The following is a 15,528-nucleotide window of genomic DNA, read 5'->3' as shown; positions in this document are numbered from 1 at the left end:
ACCGGAGCACTCCGGTCCGTAGGCAACACCAGTTGTGTTACGGGACGGCTACGGGCAGTTTTCCGGGGCAGTGCGTGACCCTCATTGCGCGATCTTGACCGGTGCGCGGCGACTGCCCGAGAAGACCCTCATACCTCCGCCAACGTGCACAGTCCCGCCAGTTCGTCCATGGACAGACCGAGCGCCCGGGCCAGCGCGGCCACCGTGAAGAACGCCGGTGTCGGCGCGCGGCCGGTCTCGATCTTCCGGAGGGTCTCCGCGGAGATCCCGGCGTCGGCCGCGACCGCCGTCATGCTGCGACCACCGCGAGCCTCGCGCAGCAGCCGGCCGAGCCGTTCGCCGCGTTCGCGCTCTTCGGGGGTGAGAGGGGTGCGTACCATACCGTCATTGTAATACCGGTATAGTAATTGGCATGGTAGAGCTGAAGACGGACACATCCATCGACGCCATGTACGCGGCCGGCCAGGTCGTGGGACAGGCCCTGACGGCCGTACGACAAGCCGCTGACGTCGGCGTTTCCCTGCTGGAGCTGGACGAGGTGGCGCACGACGTGCTGCGCGGGGCGGGTGCGGGCTCGCCCTTCCTCGGCTATCGGCCCTCGTTCGCGCCCACCCCCTTCCCCGCCGTCATCTGTGCCTCGGTGAACAACGCGATCGTGCACGGCATCCCGACCCCCTACCGGCTGCGCGACGGCGATCTCGTCTCCATCGACTGCGGCGCCCAGCTGGGCGGGTGGGCCGGCGACTCCGCGATCAGCTTCGTGGTCGGCGAGCCGCGTCCGGCCGACGTCCGCCTGATCGAGACCGCCGAGCGGGCCCTTGCGGCGGGCATCGAGGCGGCGGTGGTGGGAAACCGCATCGGCGACATCGCGCACGCGATCGGCACGGTGTGCCGGGCGGCGGGGTACGGCATCCCGGACGGCTTCGGCGGCCACGGCATCGGCCGCCGCATGCACGAGGACCCGCCGGTCCCCAACGAGGGCCGCCCCCGGCGCGGTCTCCCCTTGCGGCACGGCATGGCCCTGGCGCTCGAGCCCATGCTCATCGGCGGCGGCACGGACGGCTACCACGAGGCACCGGACGGCTGGACCCTGCGGACCGACGACGGCTCGCGCGCGGCGCACGTGGAGCACACGGTGGCGATCACGGACGCGGGACCGCGGATCCTGACGGCACGCTGACCGACGCCGCTCGTCGCTCCGCGCCCCTGGGCGCGACGGGCCGGGGAGGGAGGCGGCCGGGAGGAGTGCCCGGTCCCGGGAAGACGCCCGCCGGGCTCTCTGAAGGTGCCCCCTCCCCTCGTTCGTGCGAAGGTGTTCTACGAGCGCGCCCAGGGGTGTAACCACCTGTCACGTGGGTTACCCGACTCCGGCACGTCGATCAGCGAGGGCGTCCCGGGCCCGCGCAGGGACGCCGGATGGGAACGCCATGACCAGCGGCTTCACCGGCTCAGAAGGCTACGACCCCTTCGGAGAATTCCTCGCCCGATTCTTCGGCGGACCGCGCCCCGGTCCCCGGCAGATCGACATCGGGCGGCTGCTCAGTCAGCCCGCCCGGGAACTGGTGCGGGGCGCCGCCCAGTACGCCGCCGAGCACGGCAGCCGGGATCTGGACACCCAGCATCTGCTGCGGGCCGCGCTGTCCGCCGAACCGACCAGGAGCCTGCTCAGCCGGGCCGGCGCGGATCCCGACTCCCTCGCGACGGAGATCGACGAGCGCTCGGGCCCGGTCCAGCACCCGCCGGGCGAGGTGCCGCCGCCGACCTCGCTGTCGCTCACCCCGGCCGCCAAGCGCGCCCTGCTGGACGCGCACGACCTGGCCCGGGCCCGCGGCACCGGTTACATCGGCCCGGAGCACGTGCTCAGCGCCCTCGCGGCGAACCCCGACTCGGCGGCCGGGCACATCCTGAACTCGGCCCGTTTCGCGCCCTCCGCCCTCCCGCCGGAGTCGGCCCCGGACGGCGGGCAGACCAGCATCGAACGGCCGCGCTCCGCGTCCACGCCCACCCTGGACAAGTACGGCCGCGATCTGACCGACCTGGCGCGCAAGGGCCGTATCGACCCGGTGATCGGGCGGGACGAGGAGATCGAGCAGACCATCGAGGTGCTCTCCCGGCGCGGCAAGAACAACCCGGTGCTCATCGGGGACGCGGGCGTCGGCAAGACCGCCGTCGTGGAGGGACTCGCCCAGCGCATCGCGGACGGTGACGTGCCGGACGTGCTCGTCGGCCGGCGGGTGTTCGCCCTGGACCTGACCGGTGTGGTCGCGGGCACCCGCTACCGGGGTGACTTCGAGGAACGGCTGAACAACATCGTCGGCGAGATCCGAGCCAACTCCGACCGGCTGATCGTCTTCATCGACGAGGTGCACACCGTCGTCGGCGCCGGAGGCGGCGGCGAGGGCGGATCCATGGACGCCGGCAACATCCTCAAGCCGGCCCTGGCCCGGGGCGAGCTGCACATCGTGGGCGCCACCACGCTGGAGGAGTTCCGGCGGATCGAGAAGGACGCGGCGCTGGCCCGCCGCTTCCAGCCGATCCTCATCCCGGAGCCCACCCCCGCGGACGCGCTCGAGATCCTGCGCGGGCTGCGCGACCGTTACGAGGCCCACCACCAGGTCCGTTACGCCGACGAGGCGCTGGTCGCGGCCGTCGAACTGTCCGACCGCTATCTCTCCGACCGCCGCCTGCCGGACAAGGCCATCGACCTGATCGACCAGGCCGGTGCCCGGGTGCGGCTGCACGCCCGGACGAAGGGCACGGACGTACGGGCCCTGGAGCGCGAGGTCGAGCAGCTGATCGCCGACAAGGACCAGGCGGTCGCGGACGAGCAGTACGAGCAGGCCATGCAGCTGCGTGACCGGATCGGCGAGCTGAAGCAGCGGATCACCGAGGCTGGCGGCGACGGCGAGGCGGACGAGGGGCAGCACCTGGAGGTCACCGCCGAGGCCATCGCCCAGGTGGTGTCGCGGCAGACCGGCATCCCGGTGAGCAGCCTCACCGAGGAGGAGAAGGACCGGCTGCTCGGCCTGGAACAGCATCTGCACGAGCGGGTCGTGGGCCAGGAGGACGCGGTCCGCGTGGTCGCCGACGCGGTGATGCGCTCCCGCGCCGGGCTCGCCAGCCCCGACCGGCCGATCGGCAGTTTCCTCTTCCTCGGCCCCACCGGGGTCGGCAAGACCGAGCTGGCGCGGGCGCTCGCGGAGGCCCTGTTCAGCAGCGAGGAGCGGATGGTCCGCCTGGACATGAGCGAGTACCAGGAGCGGCACACCGTCAGCCGCCTGGTCGGCGCGCCGCCCGGGTACGTGGGTCACGAGGAGGCCGGCCAGCTCACCGAGGTCGTGCGCCGGCACCCGTACTCACTGCTCCTGCTCGACGAGGTGGAGAAGGCGCACCCGGACGTCTTCAACATCCTCCTCCAGGTCCTCGACGACGGGCGGCTGACCGACTCCCAGGGCCGCACGGTCGACTTCACCAACACCGTCATCGTCATGACCAGCAACCTCGGCTCCGAGGCCATCACCCGGCGCGGTGCCGGGATCGGGTTCGGGGCGGGCGGCGCCGACGCGGACGAGGAGGCGCGGCGCGAGCAGATCCTGCGCCCGCTGCGGGAGCACTTCCGGCCCGAGTTCCTCAACCGGATCGACGAGATCGTCGTCTTCCGCCAGCTCACGGCCGAGCAGTTGCGGCAGATCACCCACCTGCTGCTGGAGCGGACCCGCCGGCTGCTGGAGGCGCAGGGCGTCGCGGTCGACTTCACCGACGCGGCCGTCGGCTGGCTCGCCGAGCGCGGCTACCAGCCGGAGTACGGTGCCCGGCCGCTGCGCCGCACCATCCAGCGCGAGGTCGACAACCAGCTGTCCCGGCTGCTGCTGGACGGCCGTGTCGCGGCCGGTGGCCGGGTGACGGTGGACGCCGAGGGCGGACGGCTCGCGTTCCGTACGGAGGACCTGCCGCCCGCCCCTGAGCTGTGACCCCTACGGCGCCGGGTACACGACCATCGCCGAGCCGCCGCCGCGTCGTACCTTCTCGGCGGCGGCCAGCCACTTCCCGCCCGGCAGCCGCTGTACGGCCGTCGCCGCGCCGATCTCCGGATTCAGCTTGAAGGAGTGCCCGATGGCCTCCAACCGGGTCTGCAACTCACTGCCGTAGAGCCCCGGTTCGAGCTCGGTCTGGGCGGCGTTGCGCTGGCTGGCGCGCGGCGCGGCGATCGCGTCGACCAGCGGCAGCCCTCGGTCGAGGAACTGGGTGAGGGTCTGCAGCACGGTGGTGATGATGGTCGCGCCGCCGGGCGAACCCAGCGCCACCACCGGCTTGCCGTGCTTGTCCAGCACGATGGTCGGCGAGATCGAGGACCGCGGCCGCTTGCCCGGACCGGGCAGGTTCGGGTCGTGGACGGCCGGATTCGCCGGGGCGAAGGAGAAGTCCGTCAGCTCGTTGTTGAGGATGAACCCGCGGCCGGGGACCGTGATGCCGCTGCCGCCGGTCTGCTCGATGGTGAGCGTGTAGGAGACGACGTTGCCCCACTTGTCGGCCGCCGTCAGATGCGTGGTGTTCTCACCCTCGTAGGTCGTCGGCGCCGCCGTCCCTCCGGTGGCGCAGGCCGCCGGGTCGCGCGGGTCGCCGGGTGCGACCGGGCTGGTGAGCACCGCGTCGTCCTTGATGAGGCACGCCCGCGAGTCGGCGTACTTCTGCGACAGCAGTTGCTTCGTCGGTACGTCCTCGAAGGCCGGGTCGCCGACCCAGCGCCCCCGGTCCGCGAACGCGATCCGGCTCGCCTCGATGTAGCGGTGCAGGTACTGGACGTCGCTCGCCTTGGAAAGGTCCGTGTTCTCCAGGATGTTGAGGGCCTCGCCGACCGTCGTGCCGCCGGAGGAGGAGGGCGCGATGGAGTAGACGCCGAGGCCGCGGTACGAGACCTTCGTGGGCGCCTGCGGCTTGGCGCGGTAGGCCGCGAGGTCCTTCTCGGTGAGGTCGCCCGGGCGGGCGTTCCAGCCCGACGCGGGGTCCACGGGCGGCTTGTTCACCGTGTCGACGATGTCATCGCCGAGGTCGCCGTGGTAGATCGCGCCGACGCCCTTCTTTCCCAACTCGGCGTAGGTGCGGGCGAGATCGGGGTTCTTGAAGGTCGAGCCGACGACGGGGAGCCGGCCACCTGGCAGGAACAGTTCGGCGGTGTCCGGGAAGTAGCGGAACCGGGTCTCGTTGGAGGCCGTCTGCGAGCGGAAGGTGTCGTCGACGACGAAGCCGTCACGGGCGATCCGCTCGGCGGGCTTCAGGACGCTGCCGAGTCGTCTGCTGCCCCACTTGTCGAGCGCGGCCTGCCAGGTGGCGGGCGTACCCGGCGTGCCCACGCTCAGCCCGCTGCTGACGGCGTCGGCGAACGCGAGGGGCTTGCCGTTCTCCAGGAACAGGCCTGAGTCGGCGGTCAGCGGTGCGGTCTCACGGCCGTCGATCGTGTGCACCGTGCGGGACTTGGCGTCGTAGTAGACGAAGTAGCCGCCACCGCCGATGCCGGACGAGTAGGGCTCGGTGACGCCGAGCGCGGCGGCCGTGGCGACGGCCGCGTCCACCGCGTTGCCGCCCTTCTTCAGCACCTCGATGCCGGCGGCGGAGGCGTCCACGTCGACGCTGGCCACGGCGCCGCCGTAGCCGACGGCGAGGGGAACCTTGTCGACGGCTGCGCCGGGATCGGTCGGTGGCGCCGCCCCCACCGACACCACGGCGGCCGTGACCGCGAGAACCGACAGTTTCCGTGCGACAGGGCGACGCATCCGAACCTCCAGCCAGAAGACCGTTCGCGCAGCCTATTCGATCGCAATGGCCTCGTCAGGAAGGCACAACGAGCCGGTGTCGAACACCGGTTTGCGTTCGCCCGCTAACATGCGCGCCCATGAATGACGACGTGCGCAACATCGTCCTGGGCGTGCTGGCCGCCGGCATCAGTGCCGCGCTCGGCTGGCTGGCCCGGACCTACCTGTGGAAGCGGAAGCTCCGCCGCAAGCAGGCCTTCTTCGGGCTGCCCGACAACTCCGAGTCGCTGCTGGTGGTCAACCGCGGCGCCGCCGGGCCCGACCTGGCGGTGATGCGCTACGACGTGTTCGCGCTCCTCGAGCTGGCCGCACTGATCAAGGACTGCAACGCCCACGCCCAGGTCGTCCCGCACGACGCGGCCCGACAGGGTTTCGGTGAGCGCACCGAGTTCTGTGTGGGCGGCCCGGCATCAAACCGCCGTATGGCCGCGCATCTGTCCTCACTGCTGCCCGGCGTGCGGGTGAACGTGGACGCCGAACCGACTCCGGACCGCGGGGCCTTCCAGATCGGATCCGAGCGCTACCGCGTCGACGTCGGCAGGACCGAGTACACGCTCCTGGCCCGGCTCACCGTCGACGAGAGCCATGGCACCCGGCCCGTCTTCCTTTTCTGCGGTCAGACCGCGATCACGAACCAGGCCACGACGCGCTATCTCGCCCGCAACCACGAACGGCTGACGCGCAAGTACGGCAACTCGGCCTTCGTCCTGCTGCTGAAGGTGGTCAACTCGCAGGCGTACGGCCCCGACGTCGTCGAACTGGTCGCCGAGGTCACCCGCGAGGCACAGGCACCCCTCCCGACGCCGGCCGCTCCGCGCAATTCCCACCGGGCCTCCTAGGTTTCAGCACATTCCACCAATCGTTACTCCCACGTAACTTACCGACGGGTTACCTACGGTAAGAGGCCGACGTTACCGTCGGGTCACTTTGCACTTACACGAGTGACCGTTGAGGAGTGACCCGTGGGACAACTTCGCAAGGCCCTGCGCACGACCACCGTGGGTGCCGTCTCGGCGACGCTGATCGCCGGCAGCGCCCTCGGGCTCGCCCCGGCCGCCCAGGCGGCGACAGCCATCCGCTTCGTCGACATCGCCGGCGAGGGCGGCACGATCCTCAAGGCCAACGTCATCACGCCCGCCGGCGCCGACGGCACACGCCGCTACCCGCTGCTCGTCATGCCCACGAGCTGGGGCCTGCCCCAGGTCGAGTACCTCGCCCAGGCCCAGAAGCTCGCGAACTCCGGCTATGTCGTGGTCAGTTACAACGTGCGCGGCTTCTGGCAGTCCGGCGGCGAGATAGAAGTCGCGGGCCCGCCCGACACGGCCGACGCCTCCAAGGTGATCGACTGGGCGCTCGCCAACACGCCGGCCGACGCCCAGAAGGTCGGCATGGCCGGCGTCTCGTACGGCGCCGGCATCAGCCTGCTCGCCGCCGCGCACGACAAGAGGGTCAAGGCGGTCGCCGCCCTCAGCGGCTGGGCCGACCTGATCGGCTCGATCTACTCCGGCCGCACCCAGCACATCCAGGCCGCCGGGCTCCTGGACGGCGCGAGCGTGATCACCGGTCGCCAGAGCGCCGAAGTCCGGCAGGTCTTCGACGACTTCTACGCCTCCAACCTGGCCAAGGAACCGGAGCTCGTCGCCTGGGGGAAGAAACGTTCCGCTGCGACCTATGTCGACCAGCTGAACCGCAACGGCGCCGCTGTCATGATGGCCAACGCGTGGGGCGACACGGTCTTCCCGCCCAACCAGTACGCGGACTTCTACGAGAAGCTGACCGGCCCCAAGAGGCTGGAGTTCCGTCCCGGCGACCACGCGACCGCCGAGATCACCGGCCTGTTCGGGCTGCCCAACGACGTGTGGACGGACACCGAGCGCTGGCTCGGGCACTACCTCAGGGGCGAGGACAACGGCATCGACCGCGAGCAGCCCGTCCAGCTCAAGTCCCGTTCCACGGGCGGTTACGAGGGCTACCCGGACTGGAAGTCGGTGGGCGCGACGCAGAAGAAGATCGCCCTCGCGGGCACGACCACGATCCGCGCGAACGTCGACTCGGGCGCCAACGGCGGGGTGGTCTTCCTGTCCAGCATCCTCGACCAGGTCGCCCAGCTGCCCCCGGTCGCCTCGATCCCGCTGCTCCCCCGCCGCTGGGCCGCGGTGTGGCAGTCGGAGAAGTACGCCAAGGCCCAACAGGTACGCGGCACCGCGAAGTTGCACACCACCCTCACCCCGGCCAAGGAGAGCGGCACCCTCGTCGCCTACCTGTACGACGTGGGGCCGCTCGGCCTCGGCAAGCTGGTCAGCAACGCCCCGTACACCTTCCACGGGCAGACCCCCGGGAAGGCGTTCGACGTCGACCTGGAGCTGTTCTCCACGGCCTACGACGTCCCGGCAGGGCACCGGCTGGCCCTGGTGGTCGACACGGTCGACCCGCTCTACGTCGAGCACAACCCGTCCGGCGCGCAGCTGACCTTCTCCTCGCCGGCCACCGACCCGTCGTACGTGTCGATTCCGCTGCGCGAGCAGTGATCTCCGGCTGCTGCCGGGCGGGTATGGGCTCTCGAGCTGCCACCCCCTACGGTTTCCGGGCCGTGAAGGGACCCCCACCCGGCAGCAGCGTCATCGGTTCGGCCGTCACGTAGGTGGACAGGCCACCGTACACGTGGTCGTGCCGACGGGCCGTCGGCCCGGGAAAGTCGCGGAGCGCGGGGGCGGTGTTCGTCGGGATTCCCACGACTGGGGCGAAGGGCACACGGGTGGTACGGAACACGGTTCGCACCCCCCGCTCAGTGCTTGAGGATCTTGGAGAGGAAGTCCTTGGCCCGCTCGCTGTCCGGGTTGGTGAAGAACTCCTCGGGGGCGCGGTCCTCGACGATGCGACCGTCGGACATGAACACGACGCGGTTGGCGGCCGAGCGGGCGAAGCCCATCTCGTGGGTGACGACGACCATGGTCATGCCGTCACGGGCCAGTTGCTGCATGACCTCGAGAACTTCGTTGATCATTTCCGGGTCGAGGGCCGAGGTCGGCTCGTCGAACAGGAGCGCCTTGGGCTCCATCGCGAGGGCGCGGGCGATGGCCACGCGCTGCTGCTGCCCGCCGGAGAGTTGTGCCGGGTACTTGTCCGCCTGGTCGGCGACGCCGACGCGGTCGAGAAGTTCGTGCGAGCGCTTGTCGGCCTGCTCCTTCTTGCGTTTGCGGACCTTGATCTGGGCCAGCGAGACGTTCTGCAGGACCGTCTTGTGGGCGAAGAGGTTGAGGGACTGGAAAACCATGCCGACGTCGGCCCGGAGTCGCGCGAGGGCCTTGCCCTCGTCCGGCAGCGGCTGCCCCTCCAGCGTGATGGAACCGGAGCGGATGGTCTCCAGCCGGTTGATGGCCCTGCACAGGGTCGACTTCCCGGACCCCGAAGGCCCGATGACGACGACCACCTCCCCCTTGCCGACGGTGAGGTTGATGTCCTGCAGGACATGCAGCTCCCCGTAGTACTTGTTGACGTCACGCAGTTCGATCAACGGATCGACGGCCATGCCCAGCCCTACTCACTCTCAGCTGTGTCGTGGTTGCCGCAACCTATCCGGGCAAGATCGCACTTAAGGGGCGACACGCACTTTTCGGGCATTAGCCGTATTTGCGGCGGCCTGTGGGCCAGACATTCACGCTTCGGCGACTTCGGCGTACAGCTGCGAGAGCTCGGGCACCCCGCTGCTCGCCCACTCGTGCCCGGAGGCCACGACGTCGAACTCGCGGCCGGAGGCGAGCCGGATGACGGGCTGGCCGCCGGGCCACAGGTCCCACGCGGCGCCCGGAACCGTGCGCACGATGACCGTGCCGAGGTAGAGCCCGGCGTCGTTGCCGAGCCACGGCAGCACCTCCTCGTCGTCCCGCCAGCGCGGCACCAGCTGGTCCAGCGCCTCCAACGAGGCGACGGTGTCGTCGAGTTGGACGCCCTCCCGGGACGCCTGGGAACGCAGCAGCTCGCATTCGGAGAGGAGTTCGGCGATGCCCTCGGGGTCGGGGGCATCGGGCTTCTCACGCCGGTTGCCCAGAAAAGGGATCTTCATACGCCCAGCGTGTCATCCACACCGCCGTGCGCACCACAGGCGCGCGGGCCCTCGATTCCGGTCGACTTCACGCCGGGTTCGTGCATGGCTCGTTGACGCGCCACCGGCGCCTCTCCGGCTTCGCGATGCGTCTTCCGTCTCGTGGTGAGCGGGTCGTGATCGGGAGGAGTCCGTCGTGCGCCGATGGGTCCGGGGTTGTGCGGTCGCTGGACCTGCGACTGCTCGCGGGAGGTGACTACACGTCCAGGTCCACCACGACCGGCGCGTGGTCCGACGCGCCCTTGCCCTTGCGCTCCTCGCGGTCCACGTACGCGTCGGTGACGGACTTGGCGAACGGCTCGTTGCCGTACACCAGGTCGATGCGCATGCCGCGGTTCTTGGGGAAGCAGAGCTGGCGGTAGTCCCAGTACGTGAACGGGTGCTCGTACTTCAGGGGCCGCGGAACCACGTCCGACAGGCCCGCCTCGCGCAGGGAGGCCAGGGCGGCACGCTCGGCGGGGGTGACGTGGGTGGCGCCCTCGAAGGCGGCGACGTCGAACACGTCCTCGTCCGTCGGGGCCACGTTGTAGTCGCCCATGACCGCGAAGGGGCGGCTGCCGCCCGCGTCGCCCGCGACGGCCGCCTTCAGGGCCTCGAACCACAGCAGCTTGTACGCGTAGTGCGGGTGGTCCACCTCGCGGCCGTTCGGCACGTACACCGACCAGACGCGGACCGGGCCGCAGGTCGCGGAGATGGCCCGGGGCTCGGGGGCGCCGTCGAAGCCGGGGTCGCCCGGCAGGCCCTTGACCACGTCCTCGATACCGACGCGGGAGAGCACCGCCACGCCGTTCCACCGGCCGGTGGCGTGTACCGCCGCCTCGTAGCCCAGCTCGCGCAGCTGGTCGAGCGGGAACTGTTCCTCGGCGACCTTGGCCTCCTGGAGGCACAGCACGTCGGTGCCGCTGCTCTCCAGCCAGGCCAACAGCCTCGGCAGGCGGGCGGTGATCGAGTTCACGTTCCAGGTCGCGATGCGCATGCCCGACAACTTACCGGGCGGCTCTGACAACGCGGCCCGCCCGGGGGCCGGGGGCCGTCACACCTCGGCCGACTCCCCCGGCGTCAGCCGCAGGTGCTTCGACCCGCCCAGCGCGCCGATCTGGTTGTCGTAGATCGGACGGGCGAGGTCGGTGAGGAGGGCGTCGTGGATGTCGTACGCGCGTTGCGGCCCGACCTCGCGGACGTAGTCGATGACCTCGGAGATCTTGCTCCAGGGGGCCATGACGGGAAGCATCAGCGTCTCGACGGCGTGCTCGGGGACGGTGAGGGCGTCGCCGGGGTGGAAGACCCTGCCGTCGTCCACGAGGAAGCCCACGTTGGTGATGCGCGGGATGTCCGGATGGATCACGGCGTGCAGTTCGCCGTGGACCTGGACGTCGAAGCCGGCGGCGGTGAAGGTGTCGCCGTGGCCGACGGTGTGGACGCGGCCCGGGAAGGCGGCGGAGATCTTCTCCGCGACCGACCTCAGGGTCCAGATCTCGGTGGCCGGGTCGGCGTCCATGACGCCCCGCAGCCGCTCCTCGTTGAAGTGGTCGGGGTGCTCGTGCGTGATCAGGACGGCGTCCGCGCCGGCCGCGGCGTCCAGCTCGCTGAATCCCCCGGGGTCGAGGACGAGCGTTCGTCCGTCCTTCTCGAGGCGGACGCAGGCGTGCGACATCTTCGTGAGCTTCATGGGTTCCATCCTGCCTCCGGCCGCCGCGCGGGGCTCACTCCGTCGGGGTGGTCTCCTCGCGGATGACCTGCTGGGCCACCTTGAACGCGCTGTTGGCCGCCGGTACGCCGCAGTACACGGCCGCCTGCAGCAGCACCTCCCTGATCTCGGCCGGGGTGAGGCCGTTGCGCAGGGCGGCGCGGGTGTGGAAAGCGAGTTCCTCCAGGTGGCCGCCGGCGACCAGGGCGGTGAGCGTGACGCAGCTGCGGGAGCGCCGGTCGAGGCCGGGCCGGTCCCAGATCTCGCCCCAGGCGTAGCGGGTGATGAACTCCTGGAAGTCCCCGGAGAACTCGTCGGCCTGCGCGAGGACCCGGTCGACGTGCGCGTCGCCCAGCACCTCGCGGCGGACCTTGAGGCCGGCGTCGTAGGGGTCCGGGCGCCCCATGATCTGGGGTTCCGCGGCGGCCGCGGCGATCTCGGCGCGGGGCGCGGGCTGCGGCGGCGCGGCCGACAGCACCGGCTTGACCGGTGACGCCACGATGGCCGCCATCTGGCCGGTGGTGGAGTCGAAGGCGGGCTGCCAGGCGGTGGAGAAATGTCTCACCAGGAGGTCGGTGACGGCGGCGGGCTGTTCGACCGGCACCAGGTGGGAGGCGCCGGGGACGACGGCGAGCCGGGCGTCCGGGATGCCGGCGACCAGGGTGCGGGCCTCGGCGGGGCCGGTGACCTGGTCGTCCGAGCCGACCAGGACCAGGGTCGGCACACCGACCCGGCCGAGTTCGGGCCGTACGTCGAACGAGGCCAGCGCCTCGCAGGCCGCGATGTAGCAGCCGGGGTCGGTGGTGCGCACCATCTGCACGGCCCACTCGGTGATCGCGGGCTGCGCGGCGGCGAACCCGCTGGTGAACCAGCGGTCCGGGGAGCTGCGGGCGATCGGGTCGAGCCCGTTCGTCCGGACGATCACCCCGCGCTGCCGGAACTCGTCGGCCGTGCCGAAGCGGGGCGAGGCGGCGATCAGGGCGAGCGAGGCGACCCGCTCGGGGTGGCGCAGGGCCAGCTCGATACCGACCGCGCCGCCGAGGGCGCAGCCCGCGTAGCCGAAGCGCTGCACGCCCAGCCCGTCGAGGGTGGCCAGCAGCCGGGTGCTCAGGTCGGCGACCGAGCCGGCCGGGTAGGCGGGGGCGCCACCGTGTCCCGGCAGGTCGAACCGGAAGACACGCCACTGCTTGGCCAGCTCGGGAACCTGCCGGTCCCACATGTGCCACGTGGTACCGAGCGAGGGGCCGAGGATGAGCACCGGGGCGTCTTCCGGGCCGTCGAACCGGTACTGGAGGGCGGGGCTCTTCGTCTCACTCACCGCTCCACGCTAACCGCCTTTTCCAGCGTGCCGACCGCTGGGCCCCCAGTCCTCACACCTGCCTCCCGAACATCAGCGGGGAACTCTCACACCGCCTCCACGGGAAGGAAGATCCACAACAGCGACGGCTCAGAACTCGCCGCCTGAGCCCAGGCCCGTGAGGGCGCCGACCGGGTCCAGGTCGGGGGTGCCACGGGGCCACCAGTCGTCGTGGCCCGGCTCGGACTCGTAGGCGTACCACAGGCCGTCACGGCCGAGGCGGAGCTGGACATGGCCTCTGGGGTGGGTGAGGTGGTTGTGCCAGGGGCGGAAGGCGGGAAGGTCGGCGGCGAGGAGCAGGGGGCGGGCACGGTCGAAACGGCCGGCCGGCGGGTCCCAGGGCTCTTCGAGGACGGCGAGACCCGCCGGTCCGCCCTGACGCCAGGCGGCGACGGCGCGGGCCAGTTCGGACGGGGCACGGCCGGCGGCGGAGGCGAGTGCGGCGTACAGGGCGCGGGTGCCGGCCGTGAGGCCGGAACCGGGGCGGGCCGCGGCGAGCCGCACCGCGTCCTGCCACAGAGTCAGTTCGCCGACCGGGTCGCGGCCGGTGACGAGCAGCGCGTGGGCGCGGGCCGCCGCGTCGGTCGCCAACTGGTCCAGTGCGAAGGGGTCCGGGCCGCCCGGGGCCCCGGGGTACACCGGGGGCTGCTCGGGATGCGGGGGCGGGGACAGGGGCGCCGGCAGGGGCGGGAGCGAGCGGGGTGCGAGGACCTCGCTCGCCCGTATGCCGGGCAGCTGGGCCGGGCCCTGGTCCTGCGCGGCTCGGGCCGCGCGGGTGGCGCTCAGCCGGGACAGGGCGTCGAGGAGGTCGCGTTCGCCACGGCCGCGCAGCAGAAGCAGGACGAAGGGGTCGGCGTCGAGCAGGCGGGCGGTCTGGTAGCACAGGGCGGCGGCGTGCTTGCAGGGGTGGCCGCGGTCGGGGCAGCTGCACTGCGGTTCCAGGTCACCGGGACCGGGGAGCAGCGGGACGCCGCCCTCCGCGAGCGCCTGGGGCATCTCCCTGTCCAGCAGTGCGGCGATGTGTCCCGGCCGCTCGGCGGCGCTGTCGAGGAACCGGTCCCAGTCGGCGTCGTCGAGCGTACGCAGCCGCACCTGCACGCGGTACGGGCGCGGGCGGCTTCCCTGCACATAGGCGAGCACCAGTCCGGGGGTCACCGTGATGGCGTCCACGTTCCCCTGCTCGGCGTACGCCCGCCCCCGCGCCAGCCGCTTGGCGTCCAACGCGCCCTCTTCCAGGGCGGCGACCCACGCGTTGCCCCACCAGGTCTCGGCGAAGCCGGTGCCGTCCGACGGCCGGGGCGAGAAGGCGGGGAAGGTGCGACGCAGGTCGCCGTCGCGGCCGGGGGCGGCCATGGAAGAGGGCCGGCGGGGTGGTGCAGGCGGGGTCTGGGTGGGGCTCGCCGTGCTGGTGCCACCAGGGTTGTCGAGGTTGACGTGGGTGTCGATGTTGACGTTGGTGTCGATGGCGGTGTCGGGTTCGCCCGGTGCGGTGGCGGGCGGGGGCGGTCCTGCGCTGTCGATCCCCTCTTCCGGAACGTCGCTGTCTCCCTGCTCCTCATCTGGCATCCGGAAGGCGTCGGCGAGGAACTCCCGTACGTCACGGGCCCGGCGGTCGGCGGCCCGGCCGGACGCGGTGCCACGAGCCGGAGAGGCGGCGGGCGGGTTGGTACGGCCCGCTCGACGTGCGGTCCCGGTCTCCTGGGTCACGGCGTCCGCCCGCGCCCGCCGTGCCGTGTCGCGGGCCGCACGCAGCGCCTCTCGCGCGACGTCCGCGGGCCGCACGCCCCGACGGTCCGCCTCGCCACCGGCCTGGGCCGGCGAGGCGGGCTGATGTTCCGTCGCGGCGGAGCGGGCCCCGGCACCGGCCGTGCCCCCGCCGCCTGCTGCTGCCTCCCGCGTCGAGCTGCCTGACGTACCGCCGGCGGCACCGGCGGACGCGGCTTGGTCCGGCACACCCGCGTCGCTCTCGGACCCGCTGCTGGAGGCCGTCTCCGGCGCCGTCTTGTCGTCGGCGTCGCCCGCGCCAACGGTGTCCGCGGTCCCACCGCGCCTGGCGGCGATCGCCCTCCGCAGCGCCTCGCGGGCCACGTCACCAGGCCGGGCGTGAGCCACCGGAGCCTTCTCGGGCACCGGCTCGGGCTCGGGCTCCGGCTCCGGCTCCGGCTCCGGCATCGTCCCCATCTCGGGCACCGGCGCCGCCCCAGAAGCCGGCTCTCCCCCAGAAGCCGACTCCTTCCCGGCAGCCGACTCCTTCCCGGAGGCCGGCTCCGCGGCAGGCACCGCCTCCGTCCCGAGTGCTCGGGTGTCCACAGGTTCCGTGACTTCGTGCTCTCCAGCCTCTGCGCGTGCGCCCGCCTCGCCGGGTGCCGTGTCTCCCTCTGACGACTCGGCATCCCCGGCCTCCGCGGGCGCCCTTCGCCACTCGACATCCTCGGCATCCCCGGCCTCCGCGGGCGCCCTTCGCCGCCCAGCATCCCCGGCATCCCCGGCCTCCGCGGGCGCCCTTCGCCGCCCAGCATCCCCGGCATCCCCGGCCTCCGCGGGCGCCCTTCGCCGCCCAGCATCCCCGGCA

The 15,528-nt window shown here is 71.9% G+C and carries 12 protein-coding genes; 4 read left to right on the top strand and 8 right to left on the bottom strand.

Translation table 11 applies throughout. The features are described from left to right. Positions 1-128 precede the first annotated feature (128 nt). Positions 129-380, bottom strand: a complete 252-nt coding sequence (locus ACFWWR_RS36585; RefSeq protein WP_383861891.1) for a helix-turn-helix domain-containing protein — start codon at positions 378-380, stop codon at positions 129-131. 32 nt (positions 381-412) lie between these two features. On the opposite strand from ACFWWR_RS36585, the gene map reads away from it, so the two are divergent. Both map and ACFWWR_RS36575 read left to right on the top strand, forming a co-directional pair. Then, the gene (gene map / locus ACFWWR_RS36580; protein WP_383861888.1) at positions 413-1,180 is read left to right on the top strand and encodes a type I methionyl aminopeptidase; all 768 of its coding nucleotides are present in this window, start codon (positions 413-415) and stop codon (positions 1,178-1,180) included. A gap of 247 nt (positions 1,181-1,427) precedes the next feature. Beyond that, positions 1,428-3,971 (top strand): ATP-dependent Clp protease ATP-binding subunit, encoded by a 2,544-nt coding sequence (locus ACFWWR_RS36575; protein WP_383861885.1) that lies wholly within the window; start codon positions 1,428-1,430, stop codon positions 3,969-3,971. 3 nt (positions 3,972-3,974) lie between these two features. Here the strand turns inward: ACFWWR_RS36575 and ggt are convergent, their stop codons facing one another. Beyond that, positions 3,975-5,771 (bottom strand): gamma-glutamyltransferase, encoded by a 1,797-nt coding sequence (gene ggt / locus ACFWWR_RS36570; protein ID WP_383861883.1) that lies wholly within the window; start codon positions 5,769-5,771, stop codon positions 3,975-3,977. Positions 5,772-5,890: 119 nt separating this feature from the next. Here ggt and ACFWWR_RS36565 point away from each other — a divergent pair, with 119 nt between their 5' ends. Further along, positions 5,891-6,649, top strand: coding sequence for a hypothetical protein (locus ACFWWR_RS36565; protein ID WP_383861880.1), 759 nt, complete (start codon positions 5,891-5,893; stop codon positions 6,647-6,649). Between the two features lie 123 nt (positions 6,650-6,772). After that, positions 6,773-8,338 carry an alpha/beta fold hydrolase gene (locus tag ACFWWR_RS36560; RefSeq protein ID WP_383861877.1) on the top strand — a complete coding sequence of 522 codons (1,566 nt, stop codon included), beginning with the start codon at positions 6,773-6,775 and terminating at the stop codon, positions 8,336-8,338. 257 nt (positions 8,339-8,595) lie between these two features. Here the strand turns inward: ACFWWR_RS36560 and ACFWWR_RS36555 are convergent, their stop codons facing one another. The 6 genes from ACFWWR_RS36555 to ACFWWR_RS36530 form a co-directional block, all read right to left on the bottom strand. Further along, positions 8,596-9,339, bottom strand: coding sequence for an amino acid ABC transporter ATP-binding protein (locus ACFWWR_RS36555; RefSeq protein WP_384307884.1), 744 nt, complete (start codon positions 9,337-9,339; stop codon positions 8,596-8,598). 126 nt (positions 9,340-9,465) lie between these two features. After that, the gene (locus ACFWWR_RS36550; RefSeq protein ID WP_383861871.1) at positions 9,466-9,873 is read right to left on the bottom strand and encodes a DUF6278 family protein; all 408 of its coding nucleotides are present in this window, start codon (positions 9,871-9,873) and stop codon (positions 9,466-9,468) included. Between the two features lie 235 nt (positions 9,874-10,108). Then, entirely contained in the window at positions 10,109-10,888 is a 780-nt protein-coding gene (locus ACFWWR_RS36545) for an exodeoxyribonuclease III (RefSeq protein WP_383861868.1), read from the bottom strand. A gap of 57 nt (positions 10,889-10,945) precedes the next feature. Beyond that, positions 10,946-11,581: an MBL fold metallo-hydrolase gene (locus ACFWWR_RS36540; protein ID WP_383861865.1), complete on the bottom strand. Its 636-nt coding sequence runs from the start codon at positions 11,579-11,581 to the stop codon at positions 10,946-10,948. A 34-nt stretch (positions 11,582-11,615) separates the two neighbouring features. Further along, positions 11,616-12,917 carry a 4-carboxymuconolactone decarboxylase gene (gene pcaC, locus ACFWWR_RS36535; RefSeq protein ID WP_383861862.1) on the bottom strand — a complete coding sequence of 434 codons (1,302 nt, stop codon included), beginning with the start codon at positions 12,915-12,917 and terminating at the stop codon, positions 11,616-11,618. A 129-nt stretch (positions 12,918-13,046) separates the two neighbouring features. After that, entirely contained in the window at positions 13,047-15,128 is a 2,082-nt protein-coding gene (locus tag ACFWWR_RS36530; protein WP_384307881.1) for an SWIM zinc finger family protein, read from the bottom strand. Positions 15,129-15,528 lie beyond the last annotated feature (400 nt).

This window comes from Streptomyces sp. NPDC058678, from assembly GCF_042714835.1.
Classification (GTDB): Bacteria; Actinomycetota; Actinomycetes; order Streptomycetales; family Streptomycetaceae; genus Streptomyces.
This window is presented reverse-complemented; position numbering and strand designations above follow the sequence as displayed.

Excerpts from the sequence above, each read along its gene's own strand:
- ACFWWR_RS36530 (WP_384307881.1), bottom strand. The coding sequence starts at position 15,128 with ATGCCGGAGCCGGAGCCGGAGCCGGAGCCCGAGCCCGAGCCGGTGCCC.
- ACFWWR_RS36555 (WP_384307884.1), bottom strand. The coding sequence starts at position 9,339 with ATGGCCGTCGATCCGTTGATCGAACTGCGTGACGTCAACAAGTACTAC.
- ACFWWR_RS36565 (WP_383861880.1), top strand. The coding sequence starts at position 5,891 with ATGAATGACGACGTGCGCAACATCGTCCTGGGCGTGCTGGCCGCCGGC.
- ACFWWR_RS36550 (WP_383861871.1), bottom strand. The coding sequence starts at position 9,873 with ATGAAGATCCCTTTTCTGGGCAACCGGCGTGAGAAGCCCGATGCCCCC.
- ACFWWR_RS36540 (WP_383861865.1), bottom strand. The coding sequence starts at position 11,581 with ATGAAGCTCACGAAGATGTCGCACGCCTGCGTCCGCCTCGAGAAGGAC.
- map (WP_383861888.1), top strand. The coding sequence starts at position 413 with ATGGTAGAGCTGAAGACGGACACATCCATCGACGCCATGTACGCGGCC.
- ACFWWR_RS36545 (WP_383861868.1), bottom strand. The coding sequence starts at position 10,888 with ATGCGCATCGCGACCTGGAACGTGAACTCGATCACCGCCCGCCTGCCG.
- ACFWWR_RS36575 (WP_383861885.1), top strand. The coding sequence starts at position 1,428 with ATGACCAGCGGCTTCACCGGCTCAGAAGGCTACGACCCCTTCGGAGAA.
- ACFWWR_RS36585 (WP_383861891.1), bottom strand. The coding sequence starts at position 380 with ATGGTACGCACCCCTCTCACCCCCGAAGAGCGCGAACGCGGCGAACGG.
- ggt (WP_383861883.1), bottom strand. The coding sequence starts at position 5,771 with ATGCGTCGCCCTGTCGCACGGAAACTGTCGGTTCTCGCGGTCACGGCC.